General features: G+C 70.0%; 25 protein-coding genes. 14 read left to right on the top strand and 11 right to left on the bottom strand.

The annotated features are described in order from the left end of the window. The 3 genes from ESP51_RS15975 to hutI all read left to right on the top strand — a co-directional run. Window positions 1-1062: M23 family metallopeptidase (locus tag ESP51_RS15975; RefSeq protein WP_206737328.1), on the top strand; the 1062-nt coding region annotated here is incomplete at its 5' end. Window positions 1063-1154: 92 nt separating this feature from the next. Further along, a complete protein-coding gene (gene hutU / locus ESP51_RS15970; RefSeq protein ID WP_129521889.1) occupies window positions 1155-2822 on the top strand; it encodes a urocanate hydratase in 1668 nt (555 codons plus the stop codon). Window positions 2823-2825: 3 nt separating this feature from the next. Next, window positions 2826-4073 carry an imidazolonepropionase gene (gene hutI, locus ESP51_RS15965; RefSeq protein ID WP_129521888.1) on the top strand — a complete coding sequence of 416 codons (1248 nt, stop codon included), beginning with the start codon at window positions 2826-2828 and terminating at the stop codon, window positions 4071-4073. A 15-nt stretch (window positions 4074-4088) separates the two neighbouring features. Here the strand turns inward: hutI and ESP51_RS15960 are convergent, their stop codons facing one another. Genes ESP51_RS15960 through ESP51_RS15945 form a run of 4 tightly spaced genes read right to left on the bottom strand, consistent with a single transcriptional unit; the run spans window position 4089 to window position 6143 of the window. After that, window positions 4089-4385: a DUF503 domain-containing protein gene (locus ESP51_RS15960; RefSeq protein ID WP_129521887.1), complete on the bottom strand. Its 297-nt coding sequence runs from the start codon at window positions 4383-4385 to the stop codon at window positions 4089-4091. A 59-nt stretch (window positions 4386-4444) separates the two neighbouring features. Further along, complete coding sequence (locus ESP51_RS15955) at window positions 4445-4702, bottom strand: DUF6510 family protein (RefSeq protein WP_241843211.1); 258 nt, start codon at window positions 4700-4702, stop codon at window positions 4445-4447. Then, on the bottom strand, window positions 4702-5553 hold the full coding sequence (locus ESP51_RS15950; RefSeq protein ID WP_241843210.1) for an FAD-binding oxidoreductase: 852 nt from the start codon (window positions 5551-5553) through the stop codon (window positions 4702-4704). The genes ESP51_RS15955 and ESP51_RS15950 overlap by 1 nt, the downstream gene beginning before the upstream one ends. Beyond that, window positions 5550-6143, bottom strand: coding sequence for a sulfite oxidase-like oxidoreductase (locus tag ESP51_RS15945; protein WP_129521885.1), 594 nt, complete (start codon window positions 6141-6143; stop codon window positions 5550-5552). Before ESP51_RS15945 ends, ESP51_RS15950 begins: the two co-directional genes overlap by 4 nt. 102 nt (window positions 6144-6245) lie before the next feature. On the opposite strand from ESP51_RS15945, the gene moaA reads away from it, so the two are divergent. Together moaA and ESP51_RS15935 are read left to right on the top strand one after the other, a co-directional pair. Next, window positions 6246-7313, top strand: coding sequence for a GTP 3',8-cyclase MoaA (gene moaA / locus ESP51_RS15940; RefSeq protein WP_129521884.1), 1068 nt, complete (start codon window positions 6246-6248; stop codon window positions 7311-7313). Beyond that, window positions 7306-7575 (top strand): MoaD/ThiS family protein, encoded by a 270-nt coding sequence (locus tag ESP51_RS15935; protein WP_338420354.1) that lies wholly within the window; start codon window positions 7306-7308, stop codon window positions 7573-7575. Before moaA ends, ESP51_RS15935 begins: the two co-directional genes overlap by 8 nt. Here ESP51_RS15935 and ESP51_RS15930 read toward each other — a convergent pair. Next, window positions 7572-8204 (bottom strand): TetR/AcrR family transcriptional regulator, encoded by a 633-nt coding sequence (locus ESP51_RS15930; RefSeq protein ID WP_129521883.1) that lies wholly within the window; start codon window positions 8202-8204, stop codon window positions 7572-7574. The genes ESP51_RS15935 and ESP51_RS15930 overlap by 4 nt on opposite strands. Before the next feature lie 89 nt (window positions 8205-8293). Here ESP51_RS15930 and ESP51_RS15925 point away from each other — a divergent pair, with 89 nt between their 5' ends. The 4 genes from ESP51_RS15925 (at window position 8294) to ESP51_RS15910 (ending at window position 11947) form a co-directional block, all read left to right on the top strand. Then, the gene (locus tag ESP51_RS15925) at window positions 8294-9292 is read left to right on the top strand and encodes an NADP-dependent oxidoreductase (RefSeq protein ID WP_129521882.1); all 999 of its coding nucleotides are present in this window, start codon (window positions 8294-8296) and stop codon (window positions 9290-9292) included. A gap of 51 nt (window positions 9293-9343) precedes the next feature. Next, on the top strand, window positions 9344-10210 hold the full coding sequence (locus ESP51_RS15920; protein ID WP_129521881.1) for an alpha/beta fold hydrolase: 867 nt from the start codon (window positions 9344-9346) through the stop codon (window positions 10208-10210). Window positions 10211-10240: 30 nt separating this feature from the next. Next, complete coding sequence (locus ESP51_RS15915; RefSeq protein ID WP_129521880.1) at window positions 10241-11035, top strand: strictosidine synthase; 795 nt, start codon at window positions 10241-10243, stop codon at window positions 11033-11035. An 81-nt stretch (window positions 11036-11116) separates the two neighbouring features. Beyond that, window positions 11117-11947, top strand: coding sequence for an enoyl-CoA hydratase/isomerase family protein (locus ESP51_RS15910; protein WP_129521879.1), 831 nt, complete (start codon window positions 11117-11119; stop codon window positions 11945-11947). An 83-nt stretch (window positions 11948-12030) separates the two neighbouring features. On the opposite strand, the gene ESP51_RS15905 is transcribed toward ESP51_RS15910, so the two are convergent. Together ESP51_RS15905 and ESP51_RS15900 are read right to left on the bottom strand one after the other, a co-directional pair. Next, entirely contained in the window at window positions 12031-12846 is an 816-nt protein-coding gene (locus ESP51_RS15905) for an oxidoreductase (RefSeq protein ID WP_129521878.1), read from the bottom strand. Continuing rightward, window positions 12843-13568 (bottom strand): SDR family oxidoreductase, encoded by a 726-nt coding sequence (locus ESP51_RS15900; RefSeq protein ID WP_129521877.1) that lies wholly within the window; start codon window positions 13566-13568, stop codon window positions 12843-12845. Before ESP51_RS15900 ends, ESP51_RS15905 begins: the two co-directional genes overlap by 4 nt. A 147-nt stretch (window positions 13569-13715) precedes the next feature. Here ESP51_RS15900 and ESP51_RS15895 point away from each other — a divergent pair, with 147 nt between their 5' ends. The 5 genes from ESP51_RS15895 to ESP51_RS15875 all read left to right on the top strand — a co-directional run bounded on the left by ESP51_RS15895 (window position 13716) and on the right by ESP51_RS15875 (window position 17017). Then, a complete protein-coding gene (locus ESP51_RS15895) occupies window positions 13716-14318 on the top strand; it encodes a TetR/AcrR family transcriptional regulator (protein ID WP_129521876.1) in 603 nt (200 codons plus the stop codon). Window positions 14319-14355: 37 nt separating this feature from the next. Then, a complete protein-coding gene (locus ESP51_RS15890; protein ID WP_129521875.1) occupies window positions 14356-14571 on the top strand; it encodes a hypothetical protein in 216 nt (71 codons plus the stop codon). Window positions 14572-14614: 43 nt separating this feature from the next. Next, the gene (locus ESP51_RS15885; protein WP_129521874.1) at window positions 14615-15004 is read left to right on the top strand and encodes an MmcQ/YjbR family DNA-binding protein; all 390 of its coding nucleotides are present in this window, start codon (window positions 14615-14617) and stop codon (window positions 15002-15004) included. 42 nt (window positions 15005-15046) lie between these two features. Then, the gene (locus tag ESP51_RS15880) at window positions 15047-16420 is read left to right on the top strand and encodes an NAD(P)-binding protein (protein WP_129521873.1); all 1374 of its coding nucleotides are present in this window, start codon (window positions 15047-15049) and stop codon (window positions 16418-16420) included. 156 nt (window positions 16421-16576) lie between these two features. Then, window positions 16577-17017, top strand: a complete 441-nt coding sequence (locus ESP51_RS15875; RefSeq protein WP_129521872.1) for an iron chaperone — start codon at window positions 16577-16579, stop codon at window positions 17015-17017. A 33-nt stretch (window positions 17018-17050) separates the two neighbouring features. Here the strand turns inward: ESP51_RS15875 and ESP51_RS15870 are convergent, their stop codons facing one another. Genes ESP51_RS15870 through ESP51_RS15855 form a run of 4 tightly spaced genes read right to left on the bottom strand, consistent with a single transcriptional unit; the run spans window position 17051 to window position 20814 of the window. Beyond that, window positions 17051-17470, bottom strand: coding sequence for a molybdenum cofactor biosynthesis protein MoaE (locus ESP51_RS15870; protein ID WP_129521871.1), 420 nt, complete (start codon window positions 17468-17470; stop codon window positions 17051-17053). Continuing rightward, complete coding sequence (moaCB, locus tag ESP51_RS15865) at window positions 17463-18476, bottom strand: bifunctional molybdenum cofactor biosynthesis protein MoaC/MoaB (RefSeq protein ID WP_129521870.1); 1014 nt, start codon at window positions 18474-18476, stop codon at window positions 17463-17465. Before moaCB ends, ESP51_RS15870 begins: the two co-directional genes overlap by 8 nt. Further along, entirely contained in the window at window positions 18473-19702 is a 1230-nt protein-coding gene (locus tag ESP51_RS15860) for a molybdopterin molybdotransferase MoeA (RefSeq protein ID WP_129521869.1), read from the bottom strand. Before ESP51_RS15860 ends, moaCB begins: the two co-directional genes overlap by 4 nt. Next, window positions 19702-20814 (bottom strand): ThiF family adenylyltransferase, encoded by a 1113-nt coding sequence (locus ESP51_RS15855; protein WP_129521868.1) that lies wholly within the window; start codon window positions 20812-20814, stop codon window positions 19702-19704. The genes ESP51_RS15860 and ESP51_RS15855 overlap by 1 nt, the downstream gene beginning before the upstream one ends. Between the last annotated feature and the right edge of the window lie 116 nt (window positions 20815-20930).

Here is a 20930-nt window from a genome sequence, read left to right as displayed (position 1 = left end):
CCGAGCCCGACCGCGAGCGCCGCGCCGCCCGCGCCCACGGCGCCCCGCATCCTGATCGGCGACGGTCCGGTCGCCCGCATCGGCTCCGCCGTCGACCCGAACCTCGGTGTCCTGCTCGCGGCGCGCACCGCGCTCGACACCGCCGAGGCGACGCTCCGCGGCGCTGAGGCCGAACTGGCAGCCGCCGTCTCCACGCGTGAGATCGCCCGCGGCATCGCCGAACACGTGCAGGTACTCGCCGATGTGGATCGTGAGCAGGCCGACATCGCGACCCGCGCCTACCTGGCGGCTTCGCAAGGCGACGGCGCCGCGTTGACCTCGATGCAGGCCGTCTTCGGCGCCGGAAACGACCTGCTCGCGGGGCTCGCCGGCGTGCAGCGCGTCACCCAGATCACCGGTGACGCCGAGAAGCTCCAGGCGATCGCCGCGCAGCGCTCCGAAGAGGCCGCCGCATCCGAGGCACAAGCCCAAGCCGCCTGGGATGCCGTCGACGCCGTGCCCGTCGATGCGCTCGAGGCGGCCGTCGCCGAAGCCGAGAGCGCCGTGACCGCCGCGCGCGCTGCACTCTCCAGCGTGCAGTCGAAGGTCGCATCGACGAGCATCGCGCTCATCGATTCGCTGCCCCGTGACGCCGGACAGCTCAGCCAGCAGGGCTGGGCTTCACCGGTCACCGGCCGCAAGAGCGACGGCTACGGACCCCGGCCGAACAAGCCGCTTGCCGGCGTGAACGAATTCCACCGCGGCACCGACATCGCCGCGAGCTGCGGCAGCCCGTTGTTCGCCGCGACCGGCGGCACCGTGCTCGAGGCGCGTCCCAACGGCAGCTACGGCAACTGGGTGCTGATCGACCACGGTGCTGGGGTCTCGACCGGCTACGCGCACCTCGCCGTCGGCGGCGTCCTCGTCTCGGCCGGCCAGATCGTGTCGCCCGGACAGCTCATCGGCACGGTCGGCAGCACCGGCGCCTCCACCGGCTGCCACTTGCACTTCGAGGTTCGCCTCGGCGGCGTCGCGATCGACGCGGAGCCGTTCATGGCCGCTCGCGGCATCCGCCTCGGCTGATCCGACCAGACACTCCGGATAGGTCTGGGATCCCAGACGGGCTGGCCGTGGCATCCGTTGTCGCCGGATGCCGCGTGCGGTGAGATCGGAACATGACCGACGCACCCACCACGCGGCGCACCGTCCGCGCAGCCCGCGGTACCGAGCTCACCGCGAAGAGCTGGCAGACCGAGGCGCCGCTGCGCATGCTCATGAACAACCTCGACCCTGAGGTGGCCGAACGCCCCGACGACCTCATCGTGTACGGCGGCACCGGGAAGGCCGCCCGCAACTGGGAGGCGTTCGACGCGATCGTGCGCACCCTCGAGGGGCTCGAGTCCGACGAGACGCTGCTCGTGCAGTCGGGCAAGCCCGTCGGCGTGTTCCGCACCCACGAGTGGGCGCCGCGAGTGCTCATCGCCAACTCGAACCTCGTGGGCGACTGGGCGACCTGGCCCGAGTTCCGTCGGCTCGAGCAGCTCGGCCTCACGATGTACGGGCAGATGACGGCCGGCTCGTGGATCTACATCGGCACGCAGGGCATCCTGCAGGGCACCTACGAGACGTTCGGCGCGATCGCCCGCGCCCGCTTCGGGGGCAGCCTCGCCGGCACCCTTACCCTCACCGGCGGCTGCGGCGGCATGGGCGGGGCTCAGCCGCTCGCGGTCACGATGAACGAGGGCGTCGTGCTCATCGTCGACGTCGACGAGACTCGGCTCGCGCGCCGGGTCGAGCACGGCTACCTCGACGAGCTCGCCGTCGACCTCGACGACGCGGTCGCGAGGGTGCTCGCGGCGAAGGGCGAGCGCCGGCCGCTCTCGGTGGGCGTCGTGGGCAACGCGGCGACCGTGTTCTCCGAGCTGCTCGCGCGCGGCGTCGCGATCGACATCGTCACCGACCAGACGAGCGCGCACGACCCGCTGTCGTACCTGCCTGAGGGGGTTACGGTCGACGAGTGGCATGAGCTCGCGGCATCCGACGCCGAAGACTTCACCCGGCGAGCGCGCGCCAGCATGGCGAAGCAGGTCGAGGCGATGGTCGGGTTCCAGGATGCCGGCGCCGAGGTGTTCGACTACGGCAACTCGATCCGCCGCGAAGCCGAGCTCGGCGGCTACCAGCGCGCCTTCGCGTTCCCGGGGTTCGTGCCCGCCTACATCCGCCCGCTCTTCGCCGAGGGCAAGGGGCCGTTCCGCTGGGCGGCGCTCTCTGGTGACCCCGCCGACATCGCGGCGACCGACCGGGCGATCCTCGAGCTCTTCCCCGACGACGAGCACCTCCGCCGCTGGATCACCAAGGCCGGCGAGAAGGTGCACTTCGAGGGCCTGCCCGCCCGCATCTGCTGGCTCGGCTACAAGGAACGACACCTCGCCGGGCTGAGGTTCAACGAGATGGTCGCCTCGGGCGAACTCAGCGCACCGGTCGTGATCGGCCGCGACCACCTCGACTCCGGCTCGGTCGCCTCGCCGTATCGCGAGACCGAGGCGATGGCCGACGGCTCCGACGCGATCGCCGACTGGCCGCTCCTGAACGCCCTGCTCAACACAGCGTCGGGTGCGACGTGGGTGTCGATCCACCACGGCGGCGGCGTCGGCATCGGCCGGTCGATCCACGCCGGCCAGGTGATCGTCGCCGACGGCACCCCGCTCGCCGCCGAGAAGATCGAGCGCGTGCTCGTGAACGACCCCGGCACGGGCGTCATGCGACACGTCGACGCCGGCTACGAGCGCGCCGTCGAGGTCGCCCACGAGCGCGGCCTGCGCATCCCGATGCAGGAAGGCTGACGGATGACGCGGGCCGGCGCACTCCTCATCACGAACATCGGCGAACTCGTCACGAACGACCCGGCGCCCCTTCGAGACGGCGGCCGGCTCGGCATCATCCGCGACGCCGCTGTGCTCATCGAGGGCGACCGCATCACGTGGGTCGGCCCCGCCGAGATCCCGGGGCACGACCCGGGCTTCGCCGCGGCCGTGCAGGGCGATCCTCGAGCGCCGGAGGTCGTCGACGCGGGCGGTCGCGCGGTCATCCCCGGGTTCGTCGACAGCCACACGCACCTCGTCTTCGGCGGCGACCGCGCCGAGGAGTTCGCCGCACGCATGGCGGGGCGTCGCTACGAGGCGGGCGGCATCCGCTCGACCGTCGCTGCGACCCGGGCCGCGAGCGATGATGAGCTGCGGGCTCGGCTGGCCGGCTTCGTCGCCGAGCTGCACGCGCAGGGCACGACCACCTTCGAGATCAAGTCGGGTTACGGCCTGAGCGTCACCGACGAGGAACGCCTCGTGCGCCTCGCGCGGGAGGTCACCGATGAGGTGACGTTCCTCGGGGCCCACGTGGTTCCCGCCGAGTACGCCGACCGCGAGGGCGGCGCCGACGCCTACGTCGACCTCGTCGTCGGCGAGATGCTCGCCGCGTGCGCGCCGCACTCCCGCTGGGTCGACGCGTTCTGCGAGCGTGGTGCGTTCACGCCCGAGCAGTCCCGCCGGGTGCTCGAGGCGGGCGCCGCCGCGGGGCTCGGCGTGCGCGTGCACGGCAACCAGCTGGGCGAGGGCGGCGGCGTGCGCCTCGCCGTCGAGCTCGGCGCGGCATCCGTCGACCACTGCACCTACCTGAGCGACGCGGATGTCGCGGCACTCGCGGCATCCGACACCATCGCGACCCTGCTGCCGGGCGTCGAGTTCTCGACCCGCCAGCCCTACCCCGACGCGCGGCGCCTCGTCGACGCGGGAGTCACGGTGTCGCTCGCGAGCGACTGCAACCCGGGCTCGAGCTTCACGAGCTCGATGGCGTTCTGCATCGCCGTCGCCGTGCGCGACATGGGCATGACGCCCGCCGAAGCCGTGTGGGCCTCAACCGCCGGCGGCGCGGCGGCGCTGCGGAGAACGGATGTCGGGGCGCTCCGGCCCGGTGCGCGCGCCGACCTCGTGCTGCTCGACGCACCGAGCCACGTGCACCTCGCCTACCGGCCGGGCGTGCCGCTCGTGAGCGGCGTGTGGAAGGGCGGGGCGGCCGTCACGGGGCCCGGCGCTCGGTAGCACCGACGCATCCGCTCAGTCGTCGTCGCTGTGGCGCAGCCGGCGGCGCGCCGAGAGCAGGGTGACCTCGGGTCGCTCGGCGATGAGCCGTTCAGCGCGGTCGAGCGCGTCGGTCACGCGTTCCGAGTGCGCCGCGACGACGCCGACGCCGATCTCCGCCCGCCGATGCAGGCCTTGATCGCCGACCTCGGCAACGCTCACATCGAGGTTCCGCCGGAGTTCGGCGATGATCGGCCGCAGCACTGCTCGCTTGCCCTTCAGCGAGTGCACGTCGCCGAGCAGCACGTCGAACTCGATCCAGCCGATCCACACAGGCCCATTCCTTCCGACAGGCTCAGCCCCCGACCGCAGCAGGCGCCTCAGCAGGCGCTTCAGCGGCGCCGCACCTCGATCGCGCTCACGCCGCTGAACCCGAACCACGCTCGGTCGTCGGACTCGACGAGGGTCGCGAGCACCTGCTCGCACGACGCGCACCGCAGCACCGAACCGGCGGGGCTCGTGTAGACCATGGCTCGGGCGAGTTCGGCGACGAAGCCGCATCCGTTGCACCGCGCGACCGCGGTCGTGATGTCGAACGCGAAGAACTCGGCGAGCGGGCCGGCGATGGCGTTGCCGTCGACGTGCTGCATCAGATGCCTCCGAATCGTTCGGTACGGATGTCGCGGGCATCGTGCCCGAGCTCGATGAGCCAGCTCGCGACGCGCTCGACGAAGCCCGTCGAACCGCACACGTACACGATCGGACGCTCGGTGGCGGGAAGCACGGCACCTTCGAGCGCCTCGCGCGTGACCCGGCCGGCCGGGTTCGGCCACCCGTCGGGCGTGCGCCGCGTGTAGACGAGATCGAGCCGGAAGTCGTCGGATGTCGCGGCGAGCGCCATGAGCTCCTCGGCGAAGAACAGGTCGTCGGGCGTGCGCACCGAGTAGAGCATGCGGAACGGCGTGAGGTCTCGTGCCTCGGCGTGTGCTGTCGCCATCGCGAAGAGGGGCACGATGCCCGAGCCGCCCGCGATGAGCTGCACTGGTCGAGCACGGAGAGCGGATGCCGCGCCCCCGGCTCCATCGCCGGCCGAACGAAGTGCCCCGTGATCCACCGGGCGCCACACGAAGAACGCGCCGAGCGGACCGTGCACCTCGAGACGGTCGCCCACGCGCACCTCGTTGACGAGGAACGGCGACACCTCCCCGTCGGGAAGCCGGTCGACCGCGAGCACGACCCGGGTGCCCGATCCCGACGAGGCGATCGAGTACGAGCGGGTCGCCGTGTACCCGTCGGGGGCGGTGAGCCGGAGGTCGAGGTGCTGCCCGGCGGCGTTGCCGGGCCATCCGTCGACCTCGAGTTCGAGTCGTGCTGCGTTCGCGGTCTCCCGGCGCGTGGCGGCGACCGTCGCGACGTGCCAGCCGGCGCGCGGCACGGCGGCGAGCGCCCGTGCGGGCTCGCTCGTGGCCGTCGTCGCGGTCGCGGTCGAGGCGTCGCTCACCAGTAGCGCTCTTCCTTCCACGGGTCCCCGTGGAGGTGGTAGCCGTTCTGCTCCCAGAACCCGGGCTCGTCTTCGCCCATCATCACGAGTCCGCGCACCCATTTCGCGCTCTTCCAGAAGTAGAGGTGCGGCACGAGCAGGCGCGCGGGCCCTCCGTGCTCCGGGTCGAGCGGCTCGCCGTCGAACTCGAACGCGATCCATGCCTTGCCGTCGAGCAGGTCGTCGAGCGCGAGGTTGGTCGTGTAGCCGCCGTAGCTGTGCGCCATCACGTAGTCGTATTGGGTCTCGACGTTCTCGAAGAGGGTGTCGAGCGAGATGCCGCGCCAGCTCGTGCCGAGCTTCGACCAGTGCGTCACGCAATGGATGTCGGTGTCGACCTCGTCGATCGGCAGCGCCATGAACTGCTGCCAGTTCCACGAGTGCACGCCGCCGGTCTCGGTCGTGATCGAGAACTCCCACTCGGCAGTGTCGATCTCGGGCGTCGGCCCCGCCGACAGCACCGGGAAGTCGTGCACGAGGGTCTGTCCGGGTGGGAGGCGCTCGTCGCGCTCATGGCTGCGGCCGCTGAACCCCCTGGTGATGAACGACATCGCGACTCCTCCCCTTGGGTTTCACGCCACTGGGTCTCACGATAGTGACGGCGACATCCGCTGTCATCCATCGGTAACCCAGAAACGCTTAGGGTTGTTGACATGGCGGCCATCCAGCTCGGCAAGCCGGCGGTTCGCCGGCCGCCTTCCGCTGCGCCGTCGACGGTGGGGCGACCGGATGTCCCGGGGCTCGTCGACCGCTTCGGCCGCGTCGCCCGCGACCTGCGCATCTCGATCACCTCGGCCTGTTCGCTGCGCTGCACGTACTGCATGCCGGCCGAGGGGCTTCCGGTGATCCCGCGCGACGAGTTGCTCTCGGCCACCGAGCTCGCGCGGCTCGTCGGCATCGCGGTGCGCGACCTCGGCGTGCGCGAGGTGCGCTTCACCGGCGGCGAGCCGCTCACGCGAGGCGACCTGGTCGAGATCATCCAGCGCAGTGCGGATGCCGCGCCGGGCACGCCGCTCGCGCTCACGACGAACGGCATCGGGCTCGAGAAACGCGCGCAGGCGCTCGCCGATGCGGGCCTCGGCCGCGTGAACGTCTCGCTCGACACGCTCGACCGCGAGCACTTCACCCGGCTCACCCGGCGCGACCGGCTGCCCGCGGTGCTCGCCGGCATCGCCGCGGCCCACCGCGCCGGCCTCGGACCGATCAAGATCAACGCCGTCGCGATGCGCGAGACGCTGCACGACGCCCCCGCCCTGCTCGCGTGGGCCATCGATCACGGATGCCGCTTGCGGTTCATCGAGCAGATGCCGCTCGACGCCGACGAGACGTGGAAGCGCGACAACATGGTCGACGCCGACGAGCTCCTCCGCGTGCTCGGCGAGCGCTTCGTGCTCGAGCCCGTGGGCCGCGACGATCCGTCGGCGCCCGCTGAAGACTGGCTCGTCGACGGCGGGCCGGCAACGGTCGGCATCATCGCCTCGGTGACGCGGTCGTTCTGCGCAGCCTGCGACCGCACGCGGCTCACCGCCGAGGGATCGGTGCGCTCGTGCCTCTTCGGCGACGACGAGACCGACTTGCGCGCACTTCTCCGCGGCGGAGCCGACGACGCGACGATCTCCGATCGCTGGCGCGCCGCCATGTGGGGCAAGAAGGCCGGCCACGGTATCGACGACGACGACTTCGTGCGCCCCATGCGTTCGATGGGCGGCATCGGTGGTTGACGTGACTCACGTGGCATCCGTCACCGTCCGCTACTTCGCCGCGGCCGCCGAGGCGACGGGTGTCGACGAGGAGACCTTCGCATCGGGCACCGTCGGCGCGACGGTGGGCGAACTGCGCGAGCTCCTCGTGGGCCGTTATGGCGCCACCATGGCCCGAGTGGTCGCCAACGGCTCGTTCCTCATCGACGGGGTCGTGCAGCGAGACGCCGCGGCACCGCTCGGCGCGCAGGTCGACGTGCTTCCGCCGTTCGCTGGCGGCTAGGCAGCCAGGCCACCTTCGTGGCACTCGGACAGGATGACTCGTACTTGTTCACGGATGTCGCCGAGCACGGCATCGTCGCTGCGGTGCACGTAGACCGTGGCGGTCGTGCTGATGTGGATGATCGCGGTGATCACGCGTGCCAGCGTCGCTGCATCCCGACCGTCGATGCGCTCGTCGCGGGTCAGCAGGCGCGCGATGCCGTCCTCGAGGCGGCCTGAAAGGGCGAGTCCCTCGCGCCGGTAGGGCTCGGACGGATCCCCGAAGACGAGCTCGTGCAGATAGGTGCGTCCGTTCTCGACGTGCTCACGCACGCACGCCACTACCGGTCGGATGAGCGCGATGACGCCTTCCAGCGAGCTTCGCCTCGGAGTGACGGATGCGGCGGCCAGGCCAGCGTCGATGGCGGCGGCGAACTTCTGATTCTGCACCATGATCAGCAGCTCGGCCTTGGTGGCCGCGTACAGGTACAGCGTGCCGATCGCGACATCGGCGCGGTCGGCGACCTGCTGCGTCGTGACCCCTCCGACGCCGTGTTCTGCGAAGAGTTCGCGCGCGGCCGCCATGATGCGCTCGCGCTTGTCCTGCTTGGCCCGCTCGCGGCGGCCGATCGGCATCCGAGCGTCGCTCATGATGACCTCCCTTGACATTTTTACTGAGTTGACTCACAATTGAGTGTACTCGGATATCCGAGCAAGTCATCCAGAAGGAGCACCATCGCATGAGAGCGTTCGTCGTCACCAAGTACAAGGAGCCGGTGCAGGAGGCCGACGTCCCGGAGCCCGTCGTCGGCGAGCGCGACGTCCTGGTGCGGGTGGACGCTGCAGGGCTGAACCCGCTGGACGAGGGGATCCGCGCCGGTGCCTTCAAGCAGATCCTCCGGTACAGGCTGCCCCTGATCCTCGGCAACGATCTCGCCGGTACCGTCATCCGCGTCGGCGCGAAGGTGCGCGGGTTCAAGCCCGGCGACGAGGTCTACGCCCGGCCTGACAAGGACCGCATCGGCACGTTCGCCGAGCGCATCGCCGTCGCCGAGGCAGACCTCGCCCTCAAGCCCTCGTCGATCAGCATGCAGGAAGCCGGCTCGCTGCCGCTGGTGGCGCTGACCACGTGGCAGGCGCTCGTGGAGCGCGGCAACCTGCAGCCGGGGCAGAAGGTGCTCATCCATGCCGGTGCCGGCGGGGTGGGGTCGATCGCGATCCAGCTCGCCAAGCACCTCGGCGCGACCGTCGCCACCACGGCCAGTGCCGCCAACGCGGACTTCGTCCGCGAACTCGGAGCTGACACCGTCATCGATTACCGCACGCAGGACTTCGAACAGCTCCTCGACGGCTACGACCTGGTGCTGGAGAGCATCGGCGGGGAGAACCTCGAGAAGTCGCTGCGCGTGCTCAAGCCCGGCGGCAAGGCCATCGGAATCGCCGGCCCGCCCGACCCCGACTTCGCCCGAGAGATCGGCCTCAACCCCCTGCTGCGCCTGGCGGTCGCCGGGCTCAGCAGCAAGATCCGAACGCAGGCGAAGCAGCTCGGAGTCAACTACGAGTTCCTCTTCATGCGCGCCAGCGGTGACCAGCTTCGGCACATCACCGCACTCGTCGACCAGGGCGTGTTGCGCCCGGTCGTGGGCAAGGTCTTCGACTTCGCTCACACCCCGCAAGCCATGCAGTCCCTTGCCAAGGGCGGCATTCGCGGCAAAGGCGTCGTCACCGTCACCGACTGACGCGCCTTCAACGATTCACCTCACACCCCATTCAGAAAGAAGAACCACATCATGAGCAACACCAACACCTCTCACGAACCCGTCATCACGTCGTACGCGAAGGCGCCGACCCGCACCATCTCGGCCGGCGGCGTCACCTTCGCCTACCGCGAGCTCGGGCCGAAGGGCGGCATCCCCGTCGTCTTCTTCGTGCACCTCGCCGCAACCCTCGACAACTGGGATCCCCGCATCGTCGACCCGATCGCGAAGAACCGTCACGTCATCACCTTCGACAACCGCGGCGTCGGCGCGTCCACCGGCGAGGTGCCCGACAGCGTCGAGGCGATGGCCGACGACGCCTACACCTTCATCAAGGCCCTCGGATTCGACAAGGTCGACATCTTCTCGTTCTCCCTCGGCGGTTTCATCGCCCAGGACCTCGTGGTCAAGCACCCCGAGCTGGTGCGCAAGCTCGTCCTGACCGGCACCGGTCCCAGGGGCGGCAAGGACATCGAGAAGGTCGTGGGCGTCACCTACTGGGACATCCTGCGCGCGACGTTGACGCGACAGGACCCGAAGGAGTTCCTGTTCTTCAACCGCAACGCCACCGGCAAGCCCGCTGCTCGCGCGTTCGTGCAACGCCTGCAGGAGCGCACCGTCGACCGCGACGCGGACATCAAGGTGCGCGCGTTCCAGACCCAGCTGAAGGCGATCCAGAAGTTCGGGCGTTCGGCCCCGGCCGATCTGTCGAAGCTCACCCAGCCCACCCTGATCGCCAACGGCGACAACGACCGGATGGTGCCCTCGGTGCTCTCCGAAGACCTGCACCGCCGCATCAAGGGCAGCGAGCTGATCATCTACCCCGACTCCGGCCACGGCGGCATCTTCCAGTTCCACGGCAAGTTCGCCCCGGTCGCGGTCGAGTTCCTCGCCCGCTGACCGGCCCTGAAATCACCAGAAGGAAAAGCCATGACCACCACCACGTCGTACACGAAGAAGCCGTTCGCATCATCGATCCTGCTGTGGGTCCGCACCGACCAGCCTCGCCAGACCGGTATGGACTACTGGAAGGGACCCCACTCCAAGATCATCTCGCCCACCCCGGGTTTCGACGAGTACCGGCAGATCCACCTCGCCGAGACCAACCCCGGGCTCTGGCCCGCCACCCCCGGCGTCGAGACCACGATTCCCGTGGATCGCAGGATCGACGGGGTCGCCGAGGTCACGTTCCAGTCGGCCCTGTCACCGCTGCTGGGCCGGAAGCAGACCCGCCTCGCGTACAAGGACGAGATCAACGTGTTCCGGCGCACGCTGCTCTACGCCGGCCCGCCGAACTCGACCCGCTGGTACGACGTCGCCGGGCCCGGCGAGAAGACCGGCGCCCGGGCCCTCGTCTACCTCAGGAGACGCGAAGGCGTCGGCACTCGCCCGTTCCGGAAGTTCGTCACCGACGAGCTCGTGCCCGCGCTCGCGAAAACTGGCGTGCTGACAGAACTCCGGACCCAGGTATTCATGCCCTGGAACAAGAAGCTCTGGGACACGCCGGACGTCGCGCACGACAACCCCGCCGACCAGCGGTTCCACGCCTCGCTGATGCTGGGCTTCGCCGACGCATCCGCGCTGAGGGCCTTCTTCGACAGCGATGGGGTCAAGAAACTGTCGGGGCCGCTGTCGGCAGTCGCATCCGCCGCCCACGCCTATGAGCTCTCTGACGCGCTGACCTACGTGAAAGGAGGCAAGATCCTCCCGCACTACGAGAGGTAGCAGCCTCCGGACCCCCTTCAAGACCGCCACAGGCGTGACACCCCCAACCCCCGAGAATCGACCCGTTTGGAGCAACCGACCATGACCGCACAGAGCACCATCCACTACGAACGCACCTCACCTCAGGTCGCGAAGGTCACCTTCGCGAACCCGCCCGTGAACCTCATCGTCGGCGAGACCGTCCTCCGTCTCACCGAGATCGTCGACGAGCTCGCGACCGATCCCGACATCCAGGTCGTCGTGTTCGACAGCAGCGCGCCGGACTTCTTCTACAACCACTTCGACCTCGCCGCGGCCGCCGACTTCCCCGCACCCGAAGGCGAGGGAGCGGTGCCGGTGTGGACCGACCTGGTCCTGAAAATCTCAAAGGCCCCCTACATCAGCATCGCAACCATCCGAGGCCGCACTCGTGGTGGCGGCAATGAGCTCGCACTCGCCTTCGACCTGCGCTACGCCAGCCGTGAGAAGGCGATCTTCGGCCAGCCTGAGGTCGGCGGCGGCCTGCTGCCAGGTGGTGGCGGCACCGAGCGACTTCCGCGCACCATCGGTCGCGACCGGGCACTGGAGGTCATCCTCACCAGCGCCGACTACGACGCAACCACCGCCGAGCAATGGGGCTGGGTCACCCGCGCCCTGCCCGACGCCGAGCTGGATGCCTTCGTCGACACCATCGTCGCGCGGCTGGCGTCGTTCGACCGCACTTCCCTGGCGTCGGCGAAAGCGATGATCAACCGGGCCACGCTCCCGCCGGATGCAGATCTCGTCGCCGCCTACGGCGAGTTCGCCAACTCCCTCACCCTGCCCGGATTCCTCACCCGCGCCGCAGGCTTCGGGGCGCTTGCGGAGCAGGCTGGCATCGAACTGGAATACCGCCTCGGCGAGTACCTCGGCATCGCCAACCAGCGGCGCTGACTGACACCCAGCCACCACCAGTGAGGGCCGCAGCATCCGCTGCGGCCCTCACTCGTTCCACGCCGTGTTCTCGAAGGCGAGCGTCAGCTCGGCATCCGGTAGAACCTGCGGACGACGCGGTCGAAGATCCGGGCCGGGAGGACGCGGCGGAGCGCGCTGATGCTTGCGGCCGTCGAACCGGCGGTGGTCCGCAGTTTCGGGTTCCGGTCAGAGGCCGCAGCGACGATCACCTTGGCCACGACGGCGGGATCGTCGCCGCCGCTGGCCTCCTTCGCGAACACCTCGTCGAAGGTGCGGCGTCCCGACGCGTAGAGCGGCAGCGGGGCGTCGGCCTGTACGGCGTTGGCCGCGAACGGGGTGTTGATCGGGCCGGGCTGAACGAGCAGGATCCGCACGCCGTGGTCGCGGACCTCGTGGTCGAGGGATTCGGAGTAGCCCTCGACCGCGTGCTTGGTCGAGGTGTAGACGGCCATGAACGGGCTGGGGACGAACCCGCTGAGGGAGGAGACGTTGATGATGCGTCCGCGCCGTTGGGCGCGCATGTGCGGCAGGACCGCCTTGGTCATCCGCATGACGCCGTAGACGTTGATGTCGAAGACGTCCTGCGTCCGCGCGACGGAGAACTCCTCGGCCGCGCCGGTGGCGCCGACGCCGGCATTGTTGACCAGGACGTCGATCTGCCCGAAGCGGTCGATCACCTGCTCGACCACTGAGGCGACCGATTCGTCGCTGGTCACGTCGAGGTCGAGATAGCTCACCCCGGCGGGCGCAGAGATTCCCGCCGTCTTGCGGCCCGTTCCGATCACCTGGAAACCCGCAGCGGTGAGTGCGATCGCGGTCGCCCTGCCGATGCCGGCGGAAGCGCCGGTCACGAGCGCGACCTGCCGAGTGGCCGTCACGAGTGGCTCCCGACACTCGTGCCCCGCAGCTCCGGGTAGAGCGCCTCGACCGGGCCGCTGAGGGCGGCCTTGAGCTGCACGGATGTCTCGTCGGCAAGCACCTCGTACTCGCCGGCTTCGACGGCGTCCAATACGGTGCGTACCAGATCAGCCGGGTCCGTCTTGGGATCGCTGGTGTGCGCAGCCATCGCCGTGTCGACCCACCCGACGTGCACGCCCACCACATGGACTCCTTCGGGGGCGAGCTCGCGGCGCAGCGAGTTGGTGGCCGACCAGAGGGCCGCCTTGGTGGCGCTGTAGATGCCCGCGGCGGCGTACCAGCTCAGTGCGGAGTGGATGTCGATGATCACGGATTCGTCCGCCGCTGACAAGATCGGTGCGAACGAGCGGGCGAGGAACAGTGGGCCGAGGAAGTTCGTCTCGACGTTGTTCCGGATCTCCTCGTCGGTGTGGGTGAGGATGCCCGGGGTCGGCGGGTTCGCGCCTGCGTTGTTGATCAGCACGGTCACGTCTCCGGCTGCCTCCACGACCGCCTGGATGGACGCGCTGTCGGTGACGTCGAGGGTGAGGGGCACGATGCGCTCGTCGTCCCAGGTGCGGGGGTTGCGCGCGGTGGCGTAGACCTTGCTCGCGCCACGGGCGAGCGCCTGGTGCACGAAGTGGGTTCCGATGCCACCGTTCGCTCCGGTGACGAGCACGACGGCTCCGTTGAGTGAGGGCATGTTCACGTCTTTCTTTTCCGGGATGCGAGCCGCACCGTGCGGCGCGGCTCGTCGTGGGAGAATGAACCAAGGCACATCCGAGTCCACGCAGTTCTGACTATAATCAGAACTGAGCAGAGTCAGAGTCTATTCCCGGAGGAACGCGTCATGGCCCTCGCCCCACAGCCGGTCGGACGGCGCGAGCGCAACAAGCAAGACAAGCTGGAGCGCATCACCGCCGCAGCCGGCGAGCTCTTCGCAAAGCACGGTGTCGACGACGTCACGACCCAGCAGATCGCCGACAAGGCCGACATCGGCACGGGCACGCTGTTCCTCTACGCCAAGACCAAGGGCGAGCTGCTCCTGCTCGTGCAGAACTCCAGCTACGTCAACGCCCTTGTGGAAGGCAGGGCGGCCGCCGAGGGCATCTCCGACCCGCTCGACGCCGTGATGGCGATCATCCGCCCGGTCGTGGAATGCAACCGAGTTCAGATCGACAACGGCCGCACCTACCTGAGGGAGATCGTCTTCGGCGACCCCGAAGAGCCGTACCACCGCGACGCCCTCTCCCTCAGCTTGCAGACCGAGGAGGCGATCGCGACGGTGTTGCAGCGCGACGATCGGTTCAGCCCCGGTGACGCTGCCACGCTCGCGCACATCGTCTCCGCCATCATGTTCCTCAGCATGGCGGCCACGATCTACATCGACCGCTCCGTCGACGAGATCCTCGACGACGTCAGAGGCCAGATTCGCGTTCTCCTGCCGCAGTGAATTCTGATGCCCATCGACCCTCGATAGAGTGCGTCACATGGCAACGGACGTCACGCTCTACATCGGCACCGCACCGAACTACGCGAAGTTCCGCTTCAATGATGCCCCCACGTGGGAGGGTGTTCGGTCTCAGATCATCACCGCGATGAACATGGGCAGGGGAACGATCGAGATCGACCGCAAGGGAGACAGGGTCGTCTATGTCTACAGCCCGTTCCTTCCGGTGAGTTGGGTCGAAACAGGCGTCAACTGACGCCTCGTGGCTCCCTGTCGGTAGTGCGGCATAGGCTCACACCGTGGCCACCCTCGACGACCTGCGCCGCACCACCGTCGCGCTTCCCGGTAGCGAGGAGCGCGCGACGACGGGCGGCGCCGCTTGGTTCGTTCGCGGCAAGCTGTTCGCGTGGGAGTGCCATCCTTGGCCGAGCATCCCCGCAGACATCCGCGAGACGATCGCGGCCGAGCTCGTGGTCGGGGTGAAGGTCGCCGACCGTCTCGACGCGCTCGCCCTTGTCCAGATGGCGCCCAACGTGTTCCTGCGCACCACGACCACTTGGGGGGAGCCGAAGGTCGCATTCCGCATGGCCGGCATCGATCACGAGCACCTCGCCGAGCTCGTGACGGACGCGTGGCGCGTACAGGCTCCGAAGTATCTGCGGCGAGAGTTCGACGACGGCGGCTCCTAGCCGATCATTGACGCACGCGGCGGCCACTGCTCTGATGAGCGCATGGAAACGAACGTGGACGTCGACTACCTGGTCGTCGGGGCGGGGGCGATGGGGATGGCGTTCGTCGACGCTCTCACTCCCAACGCAGACGTTTCGGTGGCGATCGTCGACCGCCGGCACGGTGCCGGAGGCCACTGGCTCGACGCGTACGGTTTCGTGCGCCTGCACCAGGCGTCGGCGTTCTACGGCGTCGCCTCGACGCTGCTCGGCGGAGGTCGGGTGCAGTCCGAAGGCCCGGAGCGCGGATTGCACGAACGGGCGAGCGCAACGGAGGTGTGCGACTACTACGCTCGCGTGCTCGCGCGCCTCATCGCGACCGGTCAGGTCGTCTTCTACGGCCGTAGCGAGTATCTGGGCGATCGGCGATTCGCGTCGTTGCTGAGCGGAACCAGCTACCACGCACCCCGCGCGCGTGTCGTCGACGCGAGGTACCTGTCGCCCGACATCCCCGCGCTCACGCCCCCGCCATTCGAGGTCGACGAGGGAGCCCGCGTCGTCGCCGTCAACGAGCTCGTCCGCATCGCGCACGCACCCGAACGGTTCGTCGTCGTGGGGTCGGGCAAGACGGCGACCGACACCTGCGTGTGGTTGCTTCGCAACGGCGTCTCGCCGAACGCGATCACCTGGGTGCGTCCCCGCGACCCCTGGTTTCTCAACCGCGCCGTCGTGCAACCCGATCCCGCCGTCTTCCTCGGCATGGCCGCAGACACGATGGCCGCGGCGGCGGGCGCGACCAGCGCAGACGACGCCTTCGTGCGGATGGAGGACGCCGGGATCATGCTGCGGATCGACCCCACAGTGACGCCGACCATGGCCAAGACGCCCACGCTCGCGAGGTGGGAGCTTGATCTCCTCCGCACGATCGACGACGTGATCCGCCGCGGGCACCTGCAAGCCGTCGTTCCCGGGCGCCTCGTCTTCGCGGACGGCGACGTCAACATCCCAGCGGGCACGCTCGTCGTGCACTGCGCCGCCGAGGGCCTGAAGTATCCGGGACTGCGGCACATCTGGACCCAGGAGGCGATCACCCCGCAGCCGGTCCGGGTCGAGTTCCCCTGCTTCGGGGCGGCCCTCGCCGGCTACGTCGAAGCCACGCGCGACGACGACGCAGACAAGAACCGCGTCTGCCGGCCGTCGCCGTACTCGAACACGCCGGCTGACTGGGCGACCATGCAGATGATCGGCGGGGACGCGTCGCTGGCGATGGCGAAAGAGCCCGACGTGCGAGTCTGGGCGAACACCACATCGCTCAATCCGGCTCGTGTTCCCCCCGACCGGGTCGACGATCCGGCGGTTCTGGCGGCGAAGGCGCGGCTGAAGGAGCACATCGGCCCAGGACGCGCCCGCCTCGCCGAGCTCGCCGAGCTCGCCTGATGTCCGTGATGCCGACCCGCACGCCCTTCCCCGCGCACCAGCCCTTCAGATCGATCAGGATCGGAGAAGCACGCGACGAGCGCAGCCGCATAGCCTGAGACCGACGGCTCGTCCACTGCGGGCGTCGCCGACGAGAATCCCGAAGGAGACACCACGATGGCAAAGACCGACACGTCCGGCGGGCTGAGCGCGGAAGAGCGCGACGCGGTCAAGCAGCGCGCCAAGGAGCTCCGCGAGCAGGAGAAGGCCGGCAAGAGCCGCGCGGCCGGTGAGAAGGCCCTCCTCGAGGCCATCGCCCAGCTGGAGCCCGACGACAAGCTCCTCGCCGAAGGACTCCGCAAGGTCGTCACCGAGGTCGCGCCCGAGCTCGTCCCGAAGACCTACTACGGCATGCCCGGCTACGCGAACTCCGAGGGCAAGATGGTCGTGTTCATCCAGCCGGCCATGAAGTTCAAGACGCGCTACGCGACCCTCGGCTTCGAGGGCCCGGCGAACCTCGACGACGGCGACCTGTGGCCCGTCGCCTTCGCGATCCGCAATTGGACGCCGGCGGTGGAGCAGAAGGTTATCGAGCTCGTTCGCAGAGCCGTCAGCTGACGGTTCAGGTCGAGCACAGGGTGATCGCCTCGATCAGAGGTTGACCCACTCCGTCGTGCCGCCGTCGAGGTACTGGCGCTTCCAGATGGGCGTGCGTTCCTTGATGCGCTCGACGAGCAGCGAGCACGCCGCGAACGCCTCGGCGCGATGGGGCGCCGCGACGCACGCGACGAGCGCGACGTCGCCGATCGCGAGCGCTCCAACACGGTGAGCGGCACCCACGCGCAGGCCGGTCTCGCGAGCGACCTCGACGCACGTCTCGCGCAGGAACCGCTCGGCGTCGGGGTGCGCCTGGTAGTCGAGTGCGGTGACGGATGCCCCGTGGTCGTGGTCGCGGATGACGCCCTCGAACGTCACGACCGCTCCGTCTTGACGGCTCGTGACGAACGACTCGATCGCGGCGCGGTCGAGCGGCTCGGTGGTGACGAGCGCGAAGACCTCGAACTCAGGCATCGGATGCCCCTTGCGACGACTTCCGCGCGTGGTCGCCGCCGGCGACCTGGTCGACGAGGTGCGGCAGAAGGGTCTCGAGCACGCGGAGCCCGTCGGCGACCCCGCCGCTCGAGCCGGGGAGGTTCACGACGATCGTGCGACCGGCGACTCCGGCGAGCGCCCGGCTGAGCGCCGCCGTGGGGGTCGCCGCAAGGCCCGCGGCGCGGATCGCCTCGGCCACGCCGGGCAGCTCTTGGTCGAGCACCGCCCGGGTCGCCTCAGGGGTGCGGTCTCCCGGATTCACCCCGGTGCCACCCGTCGTGATGACCACCGCCGGCGCGTCGGCGAGGGCGTCGCGCAGAGCGTCGGCCACGTCGGCGTCGGCGACGACTCGCGGCTCCCCGGCGTCGAAGCCCTGCGCGCGCAACCATGACGCGATGGCCGGTCCGGTCGTGTCCTCCGCGGCGCCGGCTGCTGCCCGTGTGGAGACGACGAGGGCGACGGCACGGCCGGCGGGGCTCGCGCCGCCCGCGGCATCCGCAGCGCCCGTTGCCGTGGCATCCGCTCGCCAGACGCCACGCTTGCCGCCGCGCTTCTCGACAAGGCGGATGCCGCCGAGCTCGGCCGCGGGGTCGACGGCCTTCACCATGTCGTGCAGCGTGAGCCCAGCGATTGCGACGGCGGTGAGCGCCTCCATCTCGATGCCGGTGCGCGCGGTCGTGGAGACCGTCGCGCGGATCATGATCGCCCGCTCCTCGAAGCCGAACTCGATCAACACGGCGTCGAGCGGCACGATGTGCGCGAGTGGGATGAGCTCACTCGTGCGCTTCGCTCCCGAGATGCCCGCGATGCGTGCGGTGGGCAGCACGTCGGCCTTCTTGAGTCCGTCGCTGCGCACGAGCGAGACGACCTCGGCAGTCGTGTCGAGGCGGCCCTCGGCGATGGCGACGCGCCGGGTCACGGGCTTCGCGCCGACGTCGACCATGCGTGCACGGCCGTCGTCGTCGAGGTGGGTGAGCTGGGTCATAGGAACACGGTATCGACGATCGCGCCGGCGTCGAGCGCCTCGACGTCTTCGGGCACGACGATGAGCAGTTCGGATGCCGCGAGTGTCGCGACGAGGTGCGAACCGGCGCCTCCGACCGGCACGACGAGGCCGTCAGCGGTGCGGCGCCCGCGAAGGAACTGCCGCTTGCCCACCACCGACCGCACGTCCTCGGCGAGCGCGAGCCGCTCGGTGCGGGCCGACGGCAGCCCCGCCATCGCGCGCAAAGCGGGAGCGACGAACAGTTCGAACGAGAGCTGCGCGCTCACGGGATTGCCGGGGAAGCAGATCACCGGCATGCCGCGGTAGCCCGCCGTCGCCTGCGGTCCGCCGGGCTGCATGGCCACGGAGCCGACCCAGGCGCCGAGCGGCTCGAGCAGCTCGCGCACCACCTCGTAGGCGCCCATGGAGATGCCGCCGCTCGTCACCACGAGTTCGGCGCCCGCGTCGACGGCCGCGTCGAGCTCGGCGCGCAGCCGCTCGACGTCGTCGCGCACACGGCCCGAATGCACGACGAGCGCTCCGGCCGCACGGGCGGCGGAAGCGAGCGCGACGCCGTTCGCGTCGGGGATCTCGCCGGGGCCGAGCGGCGTGCCAGGCTCAACGAGTTCGCTGCCCGTGCTCACGACGGCGACGCGCACTCGCTCGCGCACGAGGAGTTCGGTGAGGCCGGATGCCGCGGCCGCCGCGAGATGGCGGGAGGCGAGCCTCAGGCCCGGCGGCAGCACGTCGGCGCCCGCAGCGAGGTCGGATCCGGCTTCGCGCACGAACGCACCTGCGGCTCGCGCATGAAGAATGCGCACCGCGCCGACGCCGGGGTCTCCTTCGTCGGCGGCCTCCGTGCGCTCGACGGGCTCGGTGTCCTCGACGGGCACGATCGCATCGGCGCCGTCGGGCACCGCAGCCCCCGTCATGATTCGCACGGCGGTGCCGGGCACGAGTGGCGCCGTCGTGCCCGCGGCAGCGGCGACCTCCCCGTCGACCGGCAGGGTCACCGGGGCATCCGCGACATCCGCGGCCCGCACGGCGAAGCCGTCCATCTGCGAGTTCCGGAACGGCGGCAGTGGGATCGGCGACTCGACCGGCGACGCGGTGATACGGCCGAGCGCGTCGGCGAGCGCGACGCGTTCAGTGGGCCGGGCGCCGAGACCCGAGAGGAGCGAGCGGATGAACGCGGCGTGCTCGTCGACCGAGATGCGGCCGGCCATCAGTACCTCGCCACCGCGGGATCGATGCTGCGCGACCAGGCGTCGATGCCGCCCGCGAGGTTGCGCACGTGCCCGAAGCCCACGCTCGCGAGTTGCCGCGCTGCATAGTTCGAGCGCACGCCGAGGTGGCAGTAGACGACGACGGATGCCGCGGGGTCGAGCTCGCCGAGACGCTCGCCGAGATCGCCGAGCGGGATCAGCACGGAGCCGGGAATCGTGGCGATGTCGGCCTCCCACGGCTCGCGGACGTCGAGCACGAGCGGCGGCGCGTCGGACGCGAGCTCGTCGGCGAGCGCGGCCGGCTCGATCTCGCTGGTCGCGAACCCCACCGTCGCGGCATCCGCATTTCGAGACTGGCCCTGCGGGCGATCCCCAACCGGCACCTCCGCCGCCCGCCGATAGGCGATCTCGCGCATGCGCCCCGAGAGCGCGTCGTAGACGACGACGCGGCCGAGGAGCGGCTCGCCCACCCCGGTGAGGAGCTTCAGCGCCTCGCTCGCCATCATGCCGCCGGTCACCGTGCACACGGTGGGAAGGATGCCGTCGATCTCGCAGCTGAGCCCCGCGTCGGCGGGCGGCTCGGGGAACAGGTCGCGGTAGGAGACGCCGCGCGCCTCCCATGAGACGCCGACCTGTCCGGAGAACTTCGCCGCCGATCCCCAGACGAGCGGGATGCCGGCGCGAGCCGCGGCATCGTCGGCGACGTAGCGCGTGAGGATGTCGTCGGTGCCGTCGATCACGAGGTCGGCATCGGCGAGCAACCCGTCGGCGTCGCCGGCGGTGAATCGTGCGGCCACGGGCACGACCGTGGTCTCGGGCGAGAGTGCCGCCGCGGCATCCGCCGCCGACTCGACCTTGGGCCGCCCGACATCGGCGGGAGTGTGCAGCGTCTGGCGGTGCAGGTTCGTGGTGTCGACGTGGTCGTCGTCGACGACGGTGAGCCGGCCGACTCCCGCGGCCACGAGCGCCGGAAGCACGGCACTGCCGAGCCCGCCGGCGCCGAGCACGACGACGTGCGCGTCGGCGAGCCGGCGCTGGCCCTGCGTGCCGAAACCGGGCAGAACGCGCTGCCTGGCGTACCGGAGAGCGGCCGGGTCGAGGGCTTCGGTCATGCATCGATTCTCGCAGGAGCGGGAGCTCGCGCCGGATCGGAGATGGTCGCGGCCTCGAAACGCAAGAAAAAGTCCCCCCGAATGGGGAAGCGCGGGAGAATAGTGCATCGAGGTAT

This window comes from Agromyces albus (genome assembly GCF_004134825.1).
Lineage (GTDB): Bacteria > Actinomycetota > Actinomycetes > Actinomycetales > Microbacteriaceae > Agromyces > Agromyces albus.
This window is presented reverse-complemented; position numbering and strand designations above follow the sequence as displayed.

Coding starts and splice junctions, on each gene's coding strand:
- hutU (WP_129521889.1), top strand. CDS start 1,155: ATGACCGACGCACCCACCACGCGGCGCACCGTCCGCGCAGCCCGCGGT.
- hutI (WP_129521888.1), top strand. CDS start 2,826: ATGACGCGGGCCGGCGCACTCCTCATCACGAACATCGGCGAACTCGTC.
- ESP51_RS15955 (WP_241843211.1), bottom strand. CDS start 4,702: ATGCAGCACGTCGACGGCAACGCCATCGCCGGCCCGCTCGCCGAGTTC.
- ESP51_RS15945 (WP_129521885.1), bottom strand. CDS start 6,143: ATGTCGTTCATCACCAGGGGGTTCAGCGGCCGCAGCCATGAGCGCGAC.
- moaA (WP_129521884.1), top strand. CDS start 6,246: ATGGCGGCCATCCAGCTCGGCAAGCCGGCGGTTCGCCGGCCGCCTTCC.
- ESP51_RS15930 (WP_129521883.1), bottom strand. CDS start 8,204: ATGAGCGACGCTCGGATGCCGATCGGCCGCCGCGAGCGGGCCAAGCAG.
- ESP51_RS15925 (WP_129521882.1), top strand. CDS start 8,294: ATGAGAGCGTTCGTCGTCACCAAGTACAAGGAGCCGGTGCAGGAGGCC.
- ESP51_RS15920 (WP_129521881.1), top strand. CDS start 9,344: ATGAGCAACACCAACACCTCTCACGAACCCGTCATCACGTCGTACGCG.
- ESP51_RS15915 (WP_129521880.1), top strand. CDS start 10,241: ATGACCACCACCACGTCGTACACGAAGAAGCCGTTCGCATCATCGATC.
- ESP51_RS15910 (WP_129521879.1), top strand. CDS start 11,117: ATGACCGCACAGAGCACCATCCACTACGAACGCACCTCACCTCAGGTC.
- ESP51_RS15900 (WP_129521877.1), bottom strand. CDS start 13,568: ATGCCCTCACTCAACGGAGCCGTCGTGCTCGTCACCGGAGCGAACGGT.
- ESP51_RS15895 (WP_129521876.1), top strand. CDS start 13,716: ATGGCCCTCGCCCCACAGCCGGTCGGACGGCGCGAGCGCAACAAGCAA.
- ESP51_RS15890 (WP_129521875.1), top strand. CDS start 14,356: ATGGCAACGGACGTCACGCTCTACATCGGCACCGCACCGAACTACGCG.
- ESP51_RS15880 (WP_129521873.1), top strand. CDS start 15,047: ATGGAAACGAACGTGGACGTCGACTACCTGGTCGTCGGGGCGGGGGCG.
- ESP51_RS15875 (WP_129521872.1), top strand. CDS start 16,577: ATGGCAAAGACCGACACGTCCGGCGGGCTGAGCGCGGAAGAGCGCGAC.
- ESP51_RS15870 (WP_129521871.1), bottom strand. CDS start 17,470: ATGCCTGAGTTCGAGGTCTTCGCGCTCGTCACCACCGAGCCGCTCGAC.
- moaCB (WP_129521870.1), bottom strand. CDS start 18,476: ATGACCCAGCTCACCCACCTCGACGACGACGGCCGTGCACGCATGGTC.
- ESP51_RS15860 (WP_129521869.1), bottom strand. CDS start 19,702: ATGGCCGGCCGCATCTCGGTCGACGAGCACGCCGCGTTCATCCGCTCG.
- ESP51_RS15855 (WP_129521868.1), bottom strand. CDS start 20,814: ATGACCGAAGCCCTCGACCCGGCCGCTCTCCGGTACGCCAGGCAGCGC.